Below are 14,793 nucleotides of genomic sequence, written 5' to 3'. Positions count from 1 at the left end.
GGATTTCCACAGAGAGCTGTAGAGGTCAGATTTCTTTAACGCCACGGTTCGTTATCCTCCGTTGCTTATCATTCGAACTCAATATAACTGAGACTCGCCAAAACGAATCTGCTGTCGGCAAACGGTTTTCGCATGTCTTGCTCATAGTTGCACTTGACGACTTCGATGCCCCACAGATCGAGAGCGTGGCGCACTACCGGGACGTTCGGCTCCCAGCCCTCCGTAGCAATAGTGCTCTTATCAGCGTTGTACTCCGGCCCGAGGATGTTCAGCAGCCTCTCAGCACCGGCCTACCCCTAGGTCCGCGATTCCTCTCCCGGCACGAATTGTGGCGTAGCGGCAATCCTGCTCGAAGTCCAACCATGGTACGTCGGCAGCGAATCGACCAGAGAGAGCGGAGAAGTCCCACCCCACCATTGTCGATTCTTTGTGCACCCATAGCCACTCGTCGATCACAAAACCAGCATATGCACCTTTACGTTACCTGCAACTTACTCAACAACCGGGGCACATCAGACGTTGAACCGGAACTCCACCACGTCCCCATCCTGCATCACGTACTCCTTGCCCTCCATGCGCACCTTGCCCGCAGCCTTCGCGTCGGCCATGGACCCGGCGGCCATGAGATCGTCGTAGGAGACGATCTCCGCCTTGATGAAGCCCCGCTCGAAGTCCGAGTGGATCACCCCGGCGGCCTTGGGCGCGGTGTCGCCCTGGTTGATGGTCCACGCGCGGGCCTCCTTGGGGCCGGCGGTGAGGTAGGTCTGCAGGCCCAGGGTGGAGAAGCCCACGCGGGCCAGCTTGTCCAGGCCGGACTCGTCCTGGCCCTCCATCTCTAGCATCTCGCGGGCCTCCTCCTCGGAGAGCTCCACGAGGTCAGCCTCCAGCTTCGCGTCCAGGAACACGCACTGCGCGGGCGCCACCAGCGCCTCCAGCTCAGCCTGACGCTCGGGTGAGGACAGCACGCCCTCGTCCGCGTTGAACACGTAGATGAACGGCTTGGCGGTGAGCAGGTTCAACTCGCGCAGGTTGTCGGTGTCGAGCTTCTCGGGCCCGGCGGCCTCGAAGATCGTGCGGCCCTCCGCCAGCACCTTCTCCGCGGCCTGGTACGCCGCGAGCTGCTCGGGCGAGCCCTTCTTGATCTTGACCTGCTTCTCCAGCTTGGGAATCGCGTTCTCCAGCGTCTGCAGGTCCGCCAGGATCAGCTCGGTGTTGATGGTCTCGCGGTCCGAGGCCGGGTCGATCTTGCCGTCCACGTGGATCACGTCCGGATCGTCGAACACACGGATCACCTGCGCGATCGCGTGCGCCTCACGAATGTTGGCCAGGAACTGGTTGCCCAGCCCCTCCCCCTCAGACGCGCCCTTCACGATGCCCGCGATGTCCACGAAGGACACCGTGGCCGGCACGATCTTCTGCGAGTCGAACAGCTCCGCGAGCTTGTCCAGCCGCTCGTCCGGCAGGTTCACCACGCCCACGTTCGGCTCGATGGTCGCGAACGGATAGTTCGCGGCGAGCACCGTGTTGCGCGTGAGCGCATTGAACAGGGTTGATTTTCCGACGTTCGGCAGACCGACGATTCCAATAGTAAGAGCCACGGTCCGCCATCTTACCGGGGCCGCCCGACGACGCCGCCACGCGACTCCGCGCCCCGCCGCACCCCTGACACATGTCACGCCCCACTCGTGACAATCAGCAGTTCAGCGCCGACCCGTCGCACGGGAATCTGGACTCATGAACACCACACACCCACCGCAGCCCCACTCCCCCGCCATCCAGGTGGAGGACGCCGTCAAGACCTTCCGCACCCGCTCCGAGACGGTCCGCGCCGTGCAGGGTGTCTCGCTGGAGGTCCCGCGCGGCGGCGTCGTCGCCCTGCTGGGGCCGAACGGCGCGGGGAAGACGACCCTGCTGGACATGGTGCTCGGCATGAGCGAGCCCACCTCCGGCGCGGTGAGCGTGTGCGGCGAGCGCCCGCGCGCGGCCGTGGCCCACGGGAAGGTGGGCGCGGTGCAGCAGGTGGGCGGGCTGCTCGCGGACCTGAGCGTGCGCGAGACCGTGACCATGATCGCGTCCCTCTACCCGGACCCACTGCCCGTGGACGAAGCGCTGGAACGGGCGGGGGCGGCGTCGTTCGCGCGGCGGAAGGTGGCCAAGTGCTCGGGCGGGCAACAGCAGCGCGTCCGCTTCGCCCTGGCCCTGCTGCCGCGCCCCGAGCTGCTCGTGCTGGACGAGCCGACCGCGGGCATGGACGTGCAGTCCCGCGCCGAGTTCTGGGACGCGATGCGCGCCGAGACCGAGCGCGGTCTCACGGTCGTGTTTGCCACGCACTACCTCCAGGAGGCGGAGGACATTGCCGAGCGGATCGTCCTGATGGACGCTGGGCGCGTCACGTTCGACGGATCCGTGGACGAGCTGCGCTCCACGTCTCGGCACCACACCGTGTCCTTCGTGTGGCCAACGGCCGAACCACTGCCCGAGTTCGCGGGCGCCGCCGTCTCGCGCCGTTCGGAGTCCCGCGTGCACCTGCGCACCGAGGACGCGGACGCCCTCGCGCGCGAGCTGCTGACCCGCACCCCCGCGAGCGCCCTGGAGATCTCCCGCGGCGGCCTGGACGAGGCGTTCGCGGCGTTGATCCATCGAGACGACGCGGCCGCCTGAACCCGCGCGCAGCGCACCGCGGGTGACCGCACCGTTCTCCCGCCCGTCCCTCGCCCCGCAGCTCGTGCGCCCATAACCGCACCCAGACCCCAAGGAGCCCGTCATGTCCCTGACCTACACCGCCCACGACGTGCGGCGGAACCTCCGCTCGATCCCCAACCTGGTGTTCGTGGCCCTGCTGCCCGCCGTGCTGTTCATCCTGTTCGGCGCGGTGCAGGGCTGGTCCGACGCCCGCCTGCCCGGGGGCAACGTGTCCGCGTACGTGATGGTGTCGATGGCCGTCTACGGGGCCGTCACCGCCACCACCGCGATCTCCGCCGGCGCGGCCGTGGAACGGCTGCAGGGCTGGGGCCGGCAGCTCGCCCTGACCCCCATGGGCACGGGCGGCTACGCGGCCACCAAGGTGGCGGTGGCTCTGCTGATCGCCGTGCTGCCCGTGGTCATCGTGTTCCTGGTGGGAGCGTTCACCAACGCCTCGATGGACGACCTCTGGCGCTGGGCGCTGGCCGCCGTGCTGTGCGTGGTGGTCTCCGTGGTGTTCGCGTTCTACGGTCTCGCCGCGGGCCTGATCTTCCGCTCGGACACCGCCGTGGGGGCCGCCTCCGGCGCCCTGGTGGTGTTCGCGTTCTTCGGCAACGTGTTCATGCCGCTCTCCGGCGGGATGCTGACCGTCGCCCGCTTCACCCCCATGTATGGAATCGTGGGCATTGCCCGCTATCCCGTGACCGAAGGTGAGGTGGCCACCATGGGCGGTGCCCCGCAGACCGACAGCCTGCTGTGGCTCGTGGTCAACGCCGTGGCCTGGGCCGCCGTATTCGGGGGCATCGCACTGCTGGCCGCCCGGACGTCCACGGGCCGCCGATGAGCGCCGCCACGCGGACCGCCCCGCGCCCGCGCACCGAGGAGCCCGAGCACGACTGGTCCGACCTGCTGTTCGCCACCGTCTGGCTCGTGTTCCTCGTCATCCCCGCCGCGGCACTTCTGCAGAGCGACGAGTCGGTCTGGGCCACTGCCCTGGGACTGCTCGGACTGGTGCTCTTCGCCGGGCTCTACACGGTCTCCTGGATCCGGCAGATCCTGGTCCCGCGCCTGAGCGTGCTGGGCAACGCCGTGCTGTGGTGCGCGGTCCTGCTGGTGCCGCTCACCCTGTTGCTGCCGGCCTCCCCATGGGGCATGGCCTACACGGCACCGTTCTTCGTGGCCGTGTGCGCGTTCCGACTGCCCTTGCGCCAGGGCATCCTGGCCTCGCTCCTGATCGAGACGGCCGCCCTGGTTCCGCTGCTCATGCTGCTCCCCCGTGAACAGTGGTTCTGGCCGCTGTTCGGCCTGGTCCTGCCCGGGCTGATCATCCTGCTCTCCCGCTTCGCCGTGGATCGCTCCGAGACCCACGAGCGCCTGGCCCGCGAGCTCGAGATCTCCCGGCAGCGCGAGGCCGTGGGTCGGGACGTGCACGACATCCTGGGCCACTCCCTCACGGTCATCACCGTCAAGACGCAGCTCGCCCAGCGGCTCGTGGAGACGGACACGCGCCGCGCCGCCGCCGAACTCGACGACGTCCTGGCCCTGTCCCGCGAAGCCCTCACCGACGTGCGCTCCACGGTCGGCAAACTGCGGGACCTGGACCTGGGCGTCGAGCTCGTCCAGGCGCGCGCCGCCCTGCGCGCCGCCGGGATCACCCCGCACCTGCCGTCCTCGGCCCCGCCCCTGGACGCCGCCACCCGTTCCGCGTTCGCGTGGATCCTGCGCGAGGCCGTGACCAACGTGGTCCGCCACTCGGGCGCGGCGCACTGCCGCGTGACGCTCACCGGTTCGTCGCTTCGCATCGCGGACGACGGCGCACGGGCCGCGGGTGCCTCCACTCACCGCTCAGCGCGAACCGACACCGTCGCTCGTCCGGGCGGCGAGGCGCCCTCGACGAGCCGCCCGCGCCCCGACGACGCCGCGGCGGATGCTCCCTATCGGAACGGGGTGGGGCACGTCGGCCCGGACACGCCGCGGCCGGTGCGTGCCGGGGCCCGCGGTGAGGCGGCGTCGTCGCGCTCCGGACCCGAGGCGAGCACCGGGGGCGGTGCCACCGAACCGGAGCTGCGAGAGGGCAACGGCATCCGCGGCATGAAGGAGCGGGCACGGGCGGCGGGATGCGAGGTGACCGTCGCGCGGGATCCCCGGGGCGGCACGATCGTGGAGGTGAGGCGGGCATGACCGAGATCCGAGTGCTGATCGCGGACGACCAGGCCCTCGTGCGCGCCGGACTGGCCGCTCTGCTAGACCTGGAACCGGACATCACCGTGGTGGCCCAGGCCGCCGACGGCGCCGAGGCGGTCGCTCTTGCCGGGGAACTCCCCGTGGACGTCGCCCTGCTGGACATCGAGATGCCCGGGCTCACCGGCCTGGAGGCCACCGAGCGGATCGTGGCCGCCGGGCGCGGGACGCGGTGCCTGATGGTCACCACGTTCGACCGCCCCGGCTACCTGCGGCGCGCGTTCGACGCCGGGGCGTCCGGCTTCGTGGTCAAGGACACCCCCGCTGCGGAGCTCGCGGAGGCCATCCGGAAGGTACACGCGGGGCTGCGGGTGGTCGATCCGGCGCTGGCGGAGAAGTCCCTGCTGGCCGGGCCGAACCCCCTGACCCCGCGGGAGCAGGACGTGCTGCGCGAGGCGGCCCACGGGGCTTCGGCGGGGCAGATCGGGCGGGCCCTGCACCTCTCCGCGGGGACGGTGCGCAACCACCTGTCCTCGGCGATCGGCAAGACGGCCACGACGAACCGCGCCGAGGCCGCGGCGGTGGCCGCCCGCAACGGGTGGCTGTAGCGGCCATGGCGCCGCCCCGCGCTGCTTGTGCGTGTCGGACGGCCTTGTCACAGTGAGCGCATGGACGCTTCCGTGATGGCTCAGGTGTGGTGGTTGTGGGCGCTGTTCGCCCTGGTGGTGGGCAGTGTGCTCGGGTACGTCGTGGCGGCTGTGAAGGGCAAGCGGTTCGAGAACGAGCTGGAGCAGGTCCAGGCCCAGCGGATGGCCGCCCTGCAGGACGCCGCGGCCGCCCGCTCGGCCCAGGAGCAGCTGGCGGAGCGCGTGGAGTCCCTCGAGGCCCGCGCCGTGCAGGACCAGGACGTCATGCGTGCCCTGGCTCCGCTCAACGAGCAGCTCTCCACCGTGGGGCGGCACGTGAACCAGTTGGAACGGGATCGCGCCGCGCAGTTCGGCGCCGTGGCCCAGGCGCTGGAGGCCGCTCGCACCACGGACCAGCAGCTGCTTCAGGCCACCGGGTCATTGGAGTCCTCCCTGCGCTCCACCACGGCACGCGGGGCGTGGGGCGAGATGCAGCTGCGCCGCGTGGTGGAGGCCGCCGGGATGACCCGCCACGTGGACTTCACCGAGCAGGCCGTCCGCACCACCGATTCGGGGGTGCAGCGCCCGGACATGGTCGTCAACCTCCCGGGTGCACAGTCCGTGGTGGTAGACGCAAAAGCCCCCATGAACTCCTACCTGGATGCCCAGGCCGTCCCCGCGGACGGCTCCCCCGAGAACGAGACTCGTCGGGCCCAGCTACTCGCGGCCCATGCCAAGGCTCTCCGCTCGCACGTGAGCACGCTGGGTTCCAAGAAGTACTGGTCCGCGGAGGAGAGCTCCCCCGAACTCGTGATGTGCTTCGTGCCCGTCGAGTCCGCCCTCGCCGCCGCGCTAGACGCGGACGCCTCCCTGCTGGACTACGCCGCGCAGCAGAACGTGGCCCTGGTGTCACCGGTGTCCCTGCTCGCGTCTCTGAAGGCCGTGGCATTCAGCTGGCGCCAGGCCACCCTCACGGACAACGCGCGAGAGCTGTACCGACTGTCCCGGGAGCTCTACGACCGCATGGGCTCGGTGGGCAAGCACCTGTCCGACATGGGCGGGTCGCTGCGGCGCTCCGTGGACGGGTACAACAAACTCGTGGGGTCGTTGGAGTCCCGGGTGCTGCCCTCGGCCCGGAAAATCGCCGAATTGGATCCCACGAGCACGGGAGCCGATGCCCTGGACACCAAACCCGTGGACTCGGTCCCCCGGCCGCTGACGGCCACGGAATTCGTGGAGGACTGACGCGGCTCAGCGGGTGGGCTTGGCCCCGCGGCCGCCCAACCGACGGGACGTGTCCCCGTCCTGGGCCAGCTTGGCGCGCAGTTCCTTGGGCAGGGAGAACAGGATGTCCTCCTGGGCGGTCTCCACTTCCTCCACAGATCCGTAGCCGTACTCGGCGAGCAGGTCCAGGACCTGGCGCACGAGGACCTCGGGAACCGAAGCACCGGAGGTCACCCCCACGGTTGCAACACCCTCGAACCAGGACTCGTCCACCTGATGGGCGAAGTCCACGCGTTCGGCGCGCCGGGCCCCGTACTCGAGGGCCACCTCCTTGAGGCGCACGGAGTTCGACGAGTTGGCCGAGCCCACCACGATCACCAGGTCCGCTTGCGGGGCGATCTCCTTGATCGCCGCCTGGCGGTTTGAGGTTGCGTAGCAGATGTCGTCGCTGGGGGGATCGATCATGTTGGGGAACCGGGCACGCAACCGGTTCACGGTCTCCATGGTCTCGTCCACGCTCAACGTGGTCTGGGACAGCCACACGAGTTTGTCCGGGTCCTGGACCTCGATGCTGTCCACGTCCTCCGGGGAGTTCACGATCTGGATGTGTTCGGGGGCCTCCCCGAACGTGCCCTCGACCTCTTCGTGGCCCACGTGACCGATGAGCAGGATCTCGTAGTCACTCTTGGCGAAGCGCACGGCCTCGCGGTGCACCTTGGTCACGAGCGGGCACGTGGCGTCGATGGTGTGGAGGTTGCGGTCGTGGGCGGACTGCACCACGGCCGGAGACACCCCGTGGGCGGAGAACACCAGCAGGGAGCCCTCGGGCACCTCGTCCGTCTCCTCCACGAAGATCGCACCGCGCTCCTCGAGGGTCTGGACCACGTACTTGTTGTGCACGATCTCCTTGCGCACGTACACCGGAGCACCGTAGTGCTCGAGCGCCTTCTCCACGGCGATCACCGCGCGATCCACGCCCGCGCAGTATCCGCGCGGCGCGGCCAACAGGACCTTGCGCTCTCCGGTGACCGGAGCGGCGTCGGCAATTTCCTGGGGGGTGCGACGAACCCGGGGAACGGTGGGCATGGACAGGTCAACCACAGTGGACATGTCCTTAATGGTAAGTGACCATACGGGAGCGCACCACGGCGCCGATCACACCCACCAGGGCCACGCACGCGGCACCGATCATGCCCGTGACGCTGCGTCCCACGAAGGATTCTCGCAGCAGGGTGATGATCTGTTCCGTGACCAGGTGCGCCACGGGTTCCACACCGGACGCGTCCACCACGGAGCTCGCGGCCCACAGCACCACGGCGAGCAGGACACCGGTGAACAGCACACCGGCCAGCCCCACCCCGGCGATCGCGAGCCACCGCCGCGGGCTGACCACCACGGCGAGCGCCGCGAGCAGCGCCACGAGCCACGGCAGGGCATACCGCCATGGGGCGAGCCCCACCAGGGCGTCCAGCACGCGACCGGTCTCGGCGCCGGGGACCGTCAGGGTCAGATCGTTGCGGGCGATCCCCGGGGAGATCCCGATGACGTCCTCGACCTGGTGATCCACGGCGGCGCCCAACGCGGTGGCGTCCACCACGAGGTGTTCGGGCGCGTCCGCGGAATCGGCGCTCAGGGGTACGTTCGCGTCGTGGGTGTCCTGCAGGACCTGGATCCACGTCCCCTGTTGCTCGGGGGCGGTGAGCCAGGACTGTGCGGCGGTGACCGCCGTTTCCCGGACCCGCTCGATGGCCTGGTCCACGGGTTCGATCCCGACCTCGACGTCGCTCAGGGCGTTGAACGTCGCGCGGTCCAGGACGGTGCGCACGAGTTCGTCCTGAAAGGTCGTCTCGGTGACCACGGCCGCCGCGGTGTCCTGGAACCCCGAGGGCGAGAGCAGATGGTCCTGGATCCAGGTCAGCCCCAGCCACGCGGCGAACCCCGCACCGGCCAGGATCGCGCACAGGGCGGCGCACAGGCTGCGCAGCAGCGCCGCGGGACGGGATGACGGAAATGAGCTCACGACTCCAATGTACGGAGAACCGGCTGTGCGTGTCCCCGTCGGGTGATACTTATGTCCCATGAGTACGTGGCCCCCGAGCGAAGACACCGGCGCACCGGAACGCCCCGCCGAGACGCCCCGGTTGGCGCGGGACACCACCCCGGAGAATCCGTGGCCGCTCAGCAAGCTGTCGTACGGGCTGCATGGGTGGATCGAACGCGCACCTGCGGCCTGGGTCGAGGGTCAGGTGATCGAGGTCAACCATCGCGCCCGCGTCTCCTACGTGACGCTGCGCGACCTCCACGACGAGGTCTCGGTCAGCGTCACCATGTTCAAGGCGGAGATGTCCCGGTTGGAGCGCCCCCTCGAACGGGGCTCCCGGGTGATCGTAAACCTCAAGGCGGATCTGTACGTCAAGACCGGGCGGCTGTCCATGATCGGGCGGGACATCCGCCCCGTGGGTCTGGGGGACCTCCTGGAACGCCTCGAACGATTGCGGCGAGCGCTCGCGGAAGAGGGTCTGTTCGATCCTGCCCACAAGAAACCCCTCCCGGTGCTGCCCCACCGGGTCGGATTGATCACCGGGCGCAATTCCGATGCCGAGAAGGACGTGGTGCGCAACGCCACCAACCGGTGGCCGGGTGTGCAATTCGAGATCCGCGAGGTTCCGGTCCAGGGAGCCGGTTCGGCGCGCGCCGTGGTCCAAGCCCTCGCGGAACTCGACGCCATGGACGCCGTGGACGTGATCGTGATCGCCCGCGGCGGGGGCGCGTTCGAGGACCTGTTGTCGTTCAGCGACGAATCCGTGCTGCGCGCGGTGTTCGCCGCCCACACGCCGGTCGTCAGCGCGATCGGTCACGAGAACGACCAACCGCTGCTGGATTACGTCGCGGACCTGCGCGCCTCCACCCCCACGGACGCGGGCAAACGCATCGTCCCGGACGTGCACGAGGAACGCCTTCGCATTGCCCAGGCGCGCGGAGCCCTGGACCGTGCCGTGGCCACCATGATCGAGCGCGAACACCAGGGGCTCGAGACCATGCGGTCGCGGCCCTCCCTGGCCCAGCCGGACTCCATGATCCTGGTCCGTGAGGAGGACCTGGATCGCTGGCGTTCGCGCGCGTGGTCCGCGGTGAACGCCCAGACCGTGCGAGCGCAGGACACGGTGGCCCAGATGCGCGCCCGCGTGCGTGCTCTGTCCCCGCAGCAGACATTGGAGCGCGGTTACGCGGTCGTGCAGACCCCGGACGGTTCGGTCCTCACCGATGCACGCGACGCCTCCGAGGGGCAGGACCTCACCGTGCGCCTGGCCGCCGGGGAACTCGGGGTGAATGTCACCTCCCGCACCAACCGCCAGCCCGGGGACCACTGAACCCCGCCCTTCGATCTCCTCGACCCCACCGGAAGGACACACCGTGGCACAGCAGAACAGCAGCGAGCAGCCCAGCACCGGACAGGACGATTCCCGCCTCGGCGGCTCGGCCGGAACCCGCCCCGATCTCTCGGACGTGGACGGTCTGAGCTACGAGCAGGCCCGCGAGCAGCTCGTGGAGACCGTGGCCCGGCTCGAAGCGGGCGGCACCACCCTGGAGGAGTCCCTCCACCTGTGGGAACGGGGCGAGGCCCTGGCCACCCGCTGCGAGCAGTGGCTCGACGGCGCCCGCGAACGCCTCGACGCCGCCCGCGCCCGGCGCGAGGAGAACCGGGAGCAGGCGGCGTCGGAGGACTGACGCGCCGTCGGCGGACGGACGCAGTGGAGTCCGGTCACCGGTAAACCCCCGGAGCGGCCCGACCACGTCACCCCGTGGTGAGACGTCGCCCGGACCGCTGTCGGGGTCAGGAACCGGCTACTGGTGGTACCCGGAGAGGAACTCGCCGAGTCGATCCAGCGCGGTGTCCAGCATGTCCACCGAGGGCAGCGTGACCAGACGGAAGTGGTCCGGCTTGCCCCAGTTGAACGCGGTGCCATGGCTGAGCAGGATCTTCTGTTCCTTGAGCAGGTCCAGGGCGAACCGCTCGTCGTCCACGATCCCGAACTTCTCCACGTCCAGCTTGGGGAAGAGGTAGAGCGCACCGCGGGCCTGCTCGCACGTGACGCCGTCGATCTCGTTGAGCTTGCGGTGGGCGATGTCCCGCTGGGCCTTGAGCCGCCCGCCGGGGAGGACGAGGTCGTTGATAGACTGGTATCCACCCAGCGCCGTCTGGATCGCGTGCTGAGCGGGCACGTTGGCGCACATACGCATGTTGGCGAGCAGCTTGATGCCCTCCAGGTAGGACTCCGCGCGCCAGTTCGGTCCGGTGATCGCGAGCCACCCGGAGCGGTAGCCGGCCACCCGGTAGGCCTTGGACAGGCCCGAGAACGTCAGGCACAGCACGTCCTCACCGGCGAGGGACGCGGTGTTGATCATCTCGGCGTCGTCGTAGGTGATCTTCTCGTAGATCTCGTCCGAGAACAGGATGAGCTCGTGTTCCTTGGCCAGGTCCACGATCTTCTGCAGGGTCTCGCGTGAGTAGACCGCACCCGTGGGGTTGTTGGGGTTGATGATCACGATGCCCTTGGTGCGCGAGGTGATCTTGGATTCCATGTCCTCGAGATCCGGGTTCCACCCGTTCTCCTCGTCGCACGTGTAATGCACGGGCGTGCCGCCGGACAGCGCCACCGACGCCGTCCACAGGGGGTAGTCCGGTGAGGGGATGAGGATCTCGTCGCCCGGATTGCACAGTGCCTGCAGGGTCATGGTGATCAGCTCGGAGACACCGTTGCCCAGGTAGACGTCGTCTGTGTCCAGGTTCATGATCCCGCGCGTCTGGTAGTACTGCACCACCGCGGTGCGCGCGGAGTAGATGCCCCGGGAGTCCGAGTAGCCCTGCGCGTTCGGCAGGTTCTTGATCATGTCCACCAGGATGGCGTCCGGTGCCTCGAAGCCGAAGGGGGCGGGGTTGCCGATGTTCAGGCGCAGGATGCGCTGACCCGCGGCCTCCATCTTCTCCGCCTGCTCGAGCACGGGCCCGCGGATGTCGTAGAGGACGTTCTTCAGTTTGTCGGACTGTTTCACCTTAGCCATGGGGTCACCATACTCGGCGCCCCCATCCCGATTCGGTCGGCACGCGGCGGTGCTCCACGGCTCAAGGGCCCACGGCGTCGCTCGCTGCCTCCCGTCGCACGTCAGCACTTCTCGGATCACGTCAGCGCGGCTGCTCGCGTAGGAACGTCGCCGTCTGTTCGGGGCTCATCGCGGGATCGGACCCGCCCGCGAGCCGGGTGATGGTCGTCAGGTCCTCCGACGTGAGATCTGCCGAGACCGCGTTCGCCGAGGCCACCGCCCGGTCGTCCACGCCCTCGGAGCTGAGCACCACCGCGCGCTCCGGGCGGAACAGTCGGTTCGGGTCGTCCAGTTCCACGAGCCCGTCGTCGTCGATCGCGGGTTCGGAGGAACGCAGCACCGCGGCCTGCACCTCGTCGCTCAGCAGAGCATTCACGAGCTCACCGGTGGTTGCGAACTCCGGCGCCGCCTTGGGCGCGCAGTCGTAATAGGCCTTCAGCCCGCGCTCTCCCTGGGCGCTGTCCGCGTAGCCCCGGGCCATCCCCACGGCCATCTCGGGGCAGTGCTCCCCGATCGTGTTCAGGCCCCCCAGGTTGAACTGCGCGTTCGTCGCGGCCGTGACCACCACGCGGTCCGTACGTTGCGCGGACGACGAATCGAGCACGGTCAGCCCGCGCGGCAGTGCCCCGGGCAGGGCGCGGTACACGTCGTCGTCGGACGGCCCGGTCTCCCCCGTGATGCCGAGCAACTGCCCGAGCGAGTCCAGCAGCCCGCGCGGGGCGCCCGTGTCCGGGGTGGGGGAACGCGTGGACGAGGGGTTCGCACTCGGTTGCGGCGAGGCAGGCCGCTCGTTCTGCCGCGTGTACACGTACAGATCCCCGGTGAAGTCGGGGACCATGGTCGCGTGGCCGGCCTGCAGGGCGTCCACGATCTGTTCGCGCGTGGTCCCCACGTCCACCACGCTCGCGGTGATCCCGTCCGCGGCCAGCCGCTGTTGGTACAGGTGCGCCAGCACACGGGTCTGCAGGTCCACGCCGGTCGCAATCTTCACGGTGGGTTCCCCCGTGGCGTTCGACGACGACGCCTGGCTCGCCGTTCCCGTGTCCGGCCCGCCGGTCCCGCCACCCGCGCCGCACGCGCTCAGCAGGAGGGCGCCGCTCGCGAGCGCGGCGACGGCGCGCAGCCGCACCCCGTGACTCACCGGTCCCGGCCGGGCTCGGTGGCCACGTCCTGCTCGGGGATGTCCTCGGGTGGGGTGTCCGGGTCCGCAACGGCGCTCGTGAGCCCGGAGAGTCGCAGGCCCTGGTCCACGAGGTCCAGGCGCTTGAGGGAGTCGATGCGTGCGATCGGGAACCACGCGGCGTCGTCGGACGAACCGTTCTGCTCGACCGCCAGGTCACCGCCCGTGACGTGGGCGGTGTACAGGACGCGGCACGCGTGATTGCCCCGGGGCTGACCGTCCAGGCGCTGCTCGGGGGTCATCCAGTAGCTGTGCACGCCCACCAGGCCATCCGATTCCACGTGGAAACCGGTCTCCTCGAAGACCTCCCGGATCATGGTCTGCTCCGGCTGCTCCCCCGGTTCCATGCCGCCGCCGGGAAGGGTCCACGCGCCGTCGAACCCCGGGTGACGGGGGTTCCAGTGCGTCAACAGCACGTGCTCGTCGCGGGTGATCAGGGCATAGGCGCCCACGCGGGAATCGAACGGCTTGCTCATGGGCGCCAGTCTACTGACGCGTTCCGGGTGACCCCTGACAGCGGACCGGTTTCCCCGGGGCGGTGCGGGCGCGGCAGGGTGCGGTCGGTGCCGCGCACGGGCGGGGCCCATAATGTCCGGGTGAGCATCGTGGAGAACGCCATTTACCGTAACGGGCGCAGGGTCGAGTCGCCCCGGTCCCTCGAGGAGACGTACGACCTGCTGCAACGGATGCTGGAGCATCCCGGGGAGCCCTCAGCGTCCGAGAGCGGGGACACGGTCGTGGCGTGGATCGGTCTGTACCGGCCCGAACCCGACGAGGTCCGCTCGCTCGCCGAGCACTTCCACCTGCACGAGCTCGCCGTCGAGGACACCGTCCAGGCGCACCAGCGCCCCAAGATGGAACGCTACGGCGAGACGCTGTTCACCGTGATCCGCCCGGCGGTCTACCAGGACGCGACCGAGACCGTGGAGATCGGCGAGATCCACATCTTCACCGGACCCCATTTCGTGATCACCATCCGCCACTCCGAGTCCAGCGGCGTGGGGCGGGTGCGTAAGCGGGTCGAGGAGGACCGGGAGCTGTTGTGCTTCGGTCCGGACGGCGTGCTGTACGCGTTGCTGGACCAGATCGTGGACGACTACTTCCCAGTGCTCGACGGTCTCGAGAACGACATCGACGAGATCGAGGACGCCCTGTTCGCCGGGCAGCCGAACGTCTCGCAACGGATCTACGAGCTCGCCCGGGAGATCAACGACTTCCACCGCGGGGTGGCCCCGCTCAGCCACGTGATGCAGCGTTACTTCACGGGCTTCACCAAGTACGGTACGCACGAGGAACTGCAGCACCGGTTGCGGGACGTGCTGGATCACGTGATCCAGGTCAGCGGGAAGCTCGAATCCATGCGGGCCTCGCTCACCGATGCCATGAGCGTGGATTCCACCCTCACCACGGCGCGGCAGAACGAGGCCGCCATGCAGCAGAACGAACAGATGAAGAAGATCTCCTCGTGGGCGGCGATCCTCTTCGCGCCGTCCATCGTGGGCTCGATCTACGGCATGAATTTCACCCACATGCCCGAGCTCGACTGGCGCCTGGGCTACCCCATGTCCCTGGGTCTCATGCTGCTCGTGGCCGTGGTGCTCTACGCGGTGTTCAAGGTCAAGAACTGGCTGTGAGGCGCGCAGCACGTTGGTTCACTGGGGCGCGGACGGGCCGCACGGTGGGACGGTCCGGGGGCGACGTCGGCGGGTGACGTCCGCGGGCGACGTCGTCCGGTGGCCCTCTCGGAGGCCGCTCCCGCTCCGCGTTGAGCGGGCACGCATCCCGGGCCATTACCCT

At 69.2% G+C, this 14,793-nt stretch carries 14 protein-coding genes; 8 read left to right on the top strand and 6 right to left on the bottom strand.

The window, feature by feature from the left end:
* Window positions 1-512: 512 nt before the first annotated feature.
* The gene (gene ychF / locus Q9R22_RS04490; protein ID WP_070636782.1) at window positions 513-1,598 is read right to left on the bottom strand and encodes a redox-regulated ATPase YchF; all 1,086 of its coding nucleotides are present in this window, start codon (window positions 1,596-1,598) and stop codon (window positions 513-515) included.
* Window positions 1,599-1,734: 136 nt separating this feature from the next.
* Between ychF and Q9R22_RS04485 the strand changes: the two genes are divergently transcribed.
* The 5 genes from Q9R22_RS04485 (at window position 1,735) to Q9R22_RS04465 (ending at window position 6,734) form a co-directional block, all read left to right on the top strand.
* Entirely contained in the window at window positions 1,735-2,661 is a 927-nt protein-coding gene (locus Q9R22_RS04485; protein WP_311254089.1) for an ABC transporter ATP-binding protein, read from the top strand.
* Window positions 2,662-2,764: 103 nt separating this feature from the next.
* A complete protein-coding gene (locus tag Q9R22_RS04480; protein ID WP_311254088.1) occupies window positions 2,765-3,526 on the top strand; it encodes an ABC transporter permease in 762 nt (253 codons plus the stop codon).
* Window positions 3,523-4,863 (top strand): histidine kinase, encoded by a 1,341-nt coding sequence (locus Q9R22_RS04475; RefSeq protein WP_311254087.1) that lies wholly within the window; start codon window positions 3,523-3,525, stop codon window positions 4,861-4,863. The genes Q9R22_RS04480 and Q9R22_RS04475 overlap by 4 nt, the downstream gene beginning before the upstream one ends.
* Window positions 4,860-5,471, top strand: a complete 612-nt coding sequence (locus Q9R22_RS04470; protein WP_311254086.1) for a response regulator transcription factor — start codon at window positions 4,860-4,862, stop codon at window positions 5,469-5,471. Before Q9R22_RS04475 ends, Q9R22_RS04470 begins: the two co-directional genes overlap by 4 nt.
* A gap of 60 nt (window positions 5,472-5,531) precedes the next feature.
* Window positions 5,532-6,734, top strand: a complete 1,203-nt coding sequence (locus Q9R22_RS04465) for a DNA recombination protein RmuC (RefSeq protein WP_311254085.1) — start codon at window positions 5,532-5,534, stop codon at window positions 6,732-6,734.
* Window positions 6,735-6,740: 6 nt separating this feature from the next.
* On the opposite strand, the gene Q9R22_RS04460 is transcribed toward Q9R22_RS04465, so the two are convergent.
* Both Q9R22_RS04460 and Q9R22_RS04455 read right to left on the bottom strand, forming a co-directional pair.
* Window positions 6,741-7,823, bottom strand: coding sequence for a 4-hydroxy-3-methylbut-2-enyl diphosphate reductase (locus Q9R22_RS04460; RefSeq protein ID WP_311254084.1), 1,083 nt, complete (start codon window positions 7,821-7,823; stop codon window positions 6,741-6,743).
* A gap of 4 nt (window positions 7,824-7,827) precedes the next feature.
* On the bottom strand, window positions 7,828-8,733 hold the full coding sequence (locus Q9R22_RS04455; RefSeq protein ID WP_311254083.1) for a hypothetical protein: 906 nt from the start codon (window positions 8,731-8,733) through the stop codon (window positions 7,828-7,830).
* A 58-nt stretch (window positions 8,734-8,791) separates the two neighbouring features.
* On the opposite strand from Q9R22_RS04455, the gene xseA reads away from it, so the two are divergent.
* Window positions 8,792-10,084 carry an exodeoxyribonuclease VII large subunit gene (gene xseA / locus Q9R22_RS04450; RefSeq protein WP_085106463.1) on the top strand — a complete coding sequence of 431 codons (1,293 nt, stop codon included), beginning with the start codon at window positions 8,792-8,794 and terminating at the stop codon, window positions 10,082-10,084.
* A 43-nt stretch (window positions 10,085-10,127) separates the two neighbouring features.
* Complete coding sequence (locus tag Q9R22_RS04445; protein ID WP_396415663.1) at window positions 10,128-10,442, top strand: exodeoxyribonuclease VII small subunit; 315 nt, start codon at window positions 10,128-10,130, stop codon at window positions 10,440-10,442.
* Between the two features lie 117 nt (window positions 10,443-10,559).
* Here Q9R22_RS04445 and Q9R22_RS04440 read toward each other — a convergent pair whose 3' ends face one another.
* From Q9R22_RS04440 to Q9R22_RS04430, 3 genes are all read right to left on the bottom strand, one after another.
* Entirely contained in the window at window positions 10,560-11,777 is a 1,218-nt protein-coding gene (locus tag Q9R22_RS04440; RefSeq protein ID WP_311254082.1) for a pyridoxal phosphate-dependent aminotransferase, read from the bottom strand.
* Between the two features lie 121 nt (window positions 11,778-11,898).
* The gene (locus Q9R22_RS04435) at window positions 11,899-12,957 is read right to left on the bottom strand and encodes a glycine betaine ABC transporter substrate-binding protein (protein ID WP_311254081.1); all 1,059 of its coding nucleotides are present in this window, start codon (window positions 12,955-12,957) and stop codon (window positions 11,899-11,901) included.
* The gene (locus Q9R22_RS04430; RefSeq protein ID WP_206478931.1) at window positions 12,954-13,472 is read right to left on the bottom strand and encodes an NUDIX hydrolase; all 519 of its coding nucleotides are present in this window, start codon (window positions 13,470-13,472) and stop codon (window positions 12,954-12,956) included. The genes Q9R22_RS04435 and Q9R22_RS04430 overlap by 4 nt, the downstream gene beginning before the upstream one ends.
* Before the next feature lie 120 nt (window positions 13,473-13,592).
* Here Q9R22_RS04430 and corA point away from each other — a divergent pair, with 120 nt between their 5' ends.
* Window positions 13,593-14,630, top strand: a complete 1,038-nt coding sequence (gene corA / locus Q9R22_RS04425; RefSeq protein WP_131332513.1) for a magnesium/cobalt transporter CorA — start codon at window positions 13,593-13,595, stop codon at window positions 14,628-14,630.
* Window positions 14,631-14,793 lie beyond the last annotated feature (163 nt).

This window comes from Kocuria sp. PD6 (assembly GCF_031844145.1).
In the GTDB taxonomy this organism is placed as follows: Bacteria; Actinomycetota; Actinomycetes; order Actinomycetales; family Micrococcaceae; genus Kocuria; species Kocuria marina.
This window is presented reverse-complemented; position numbering and strand designations above follow the sequence as displayed.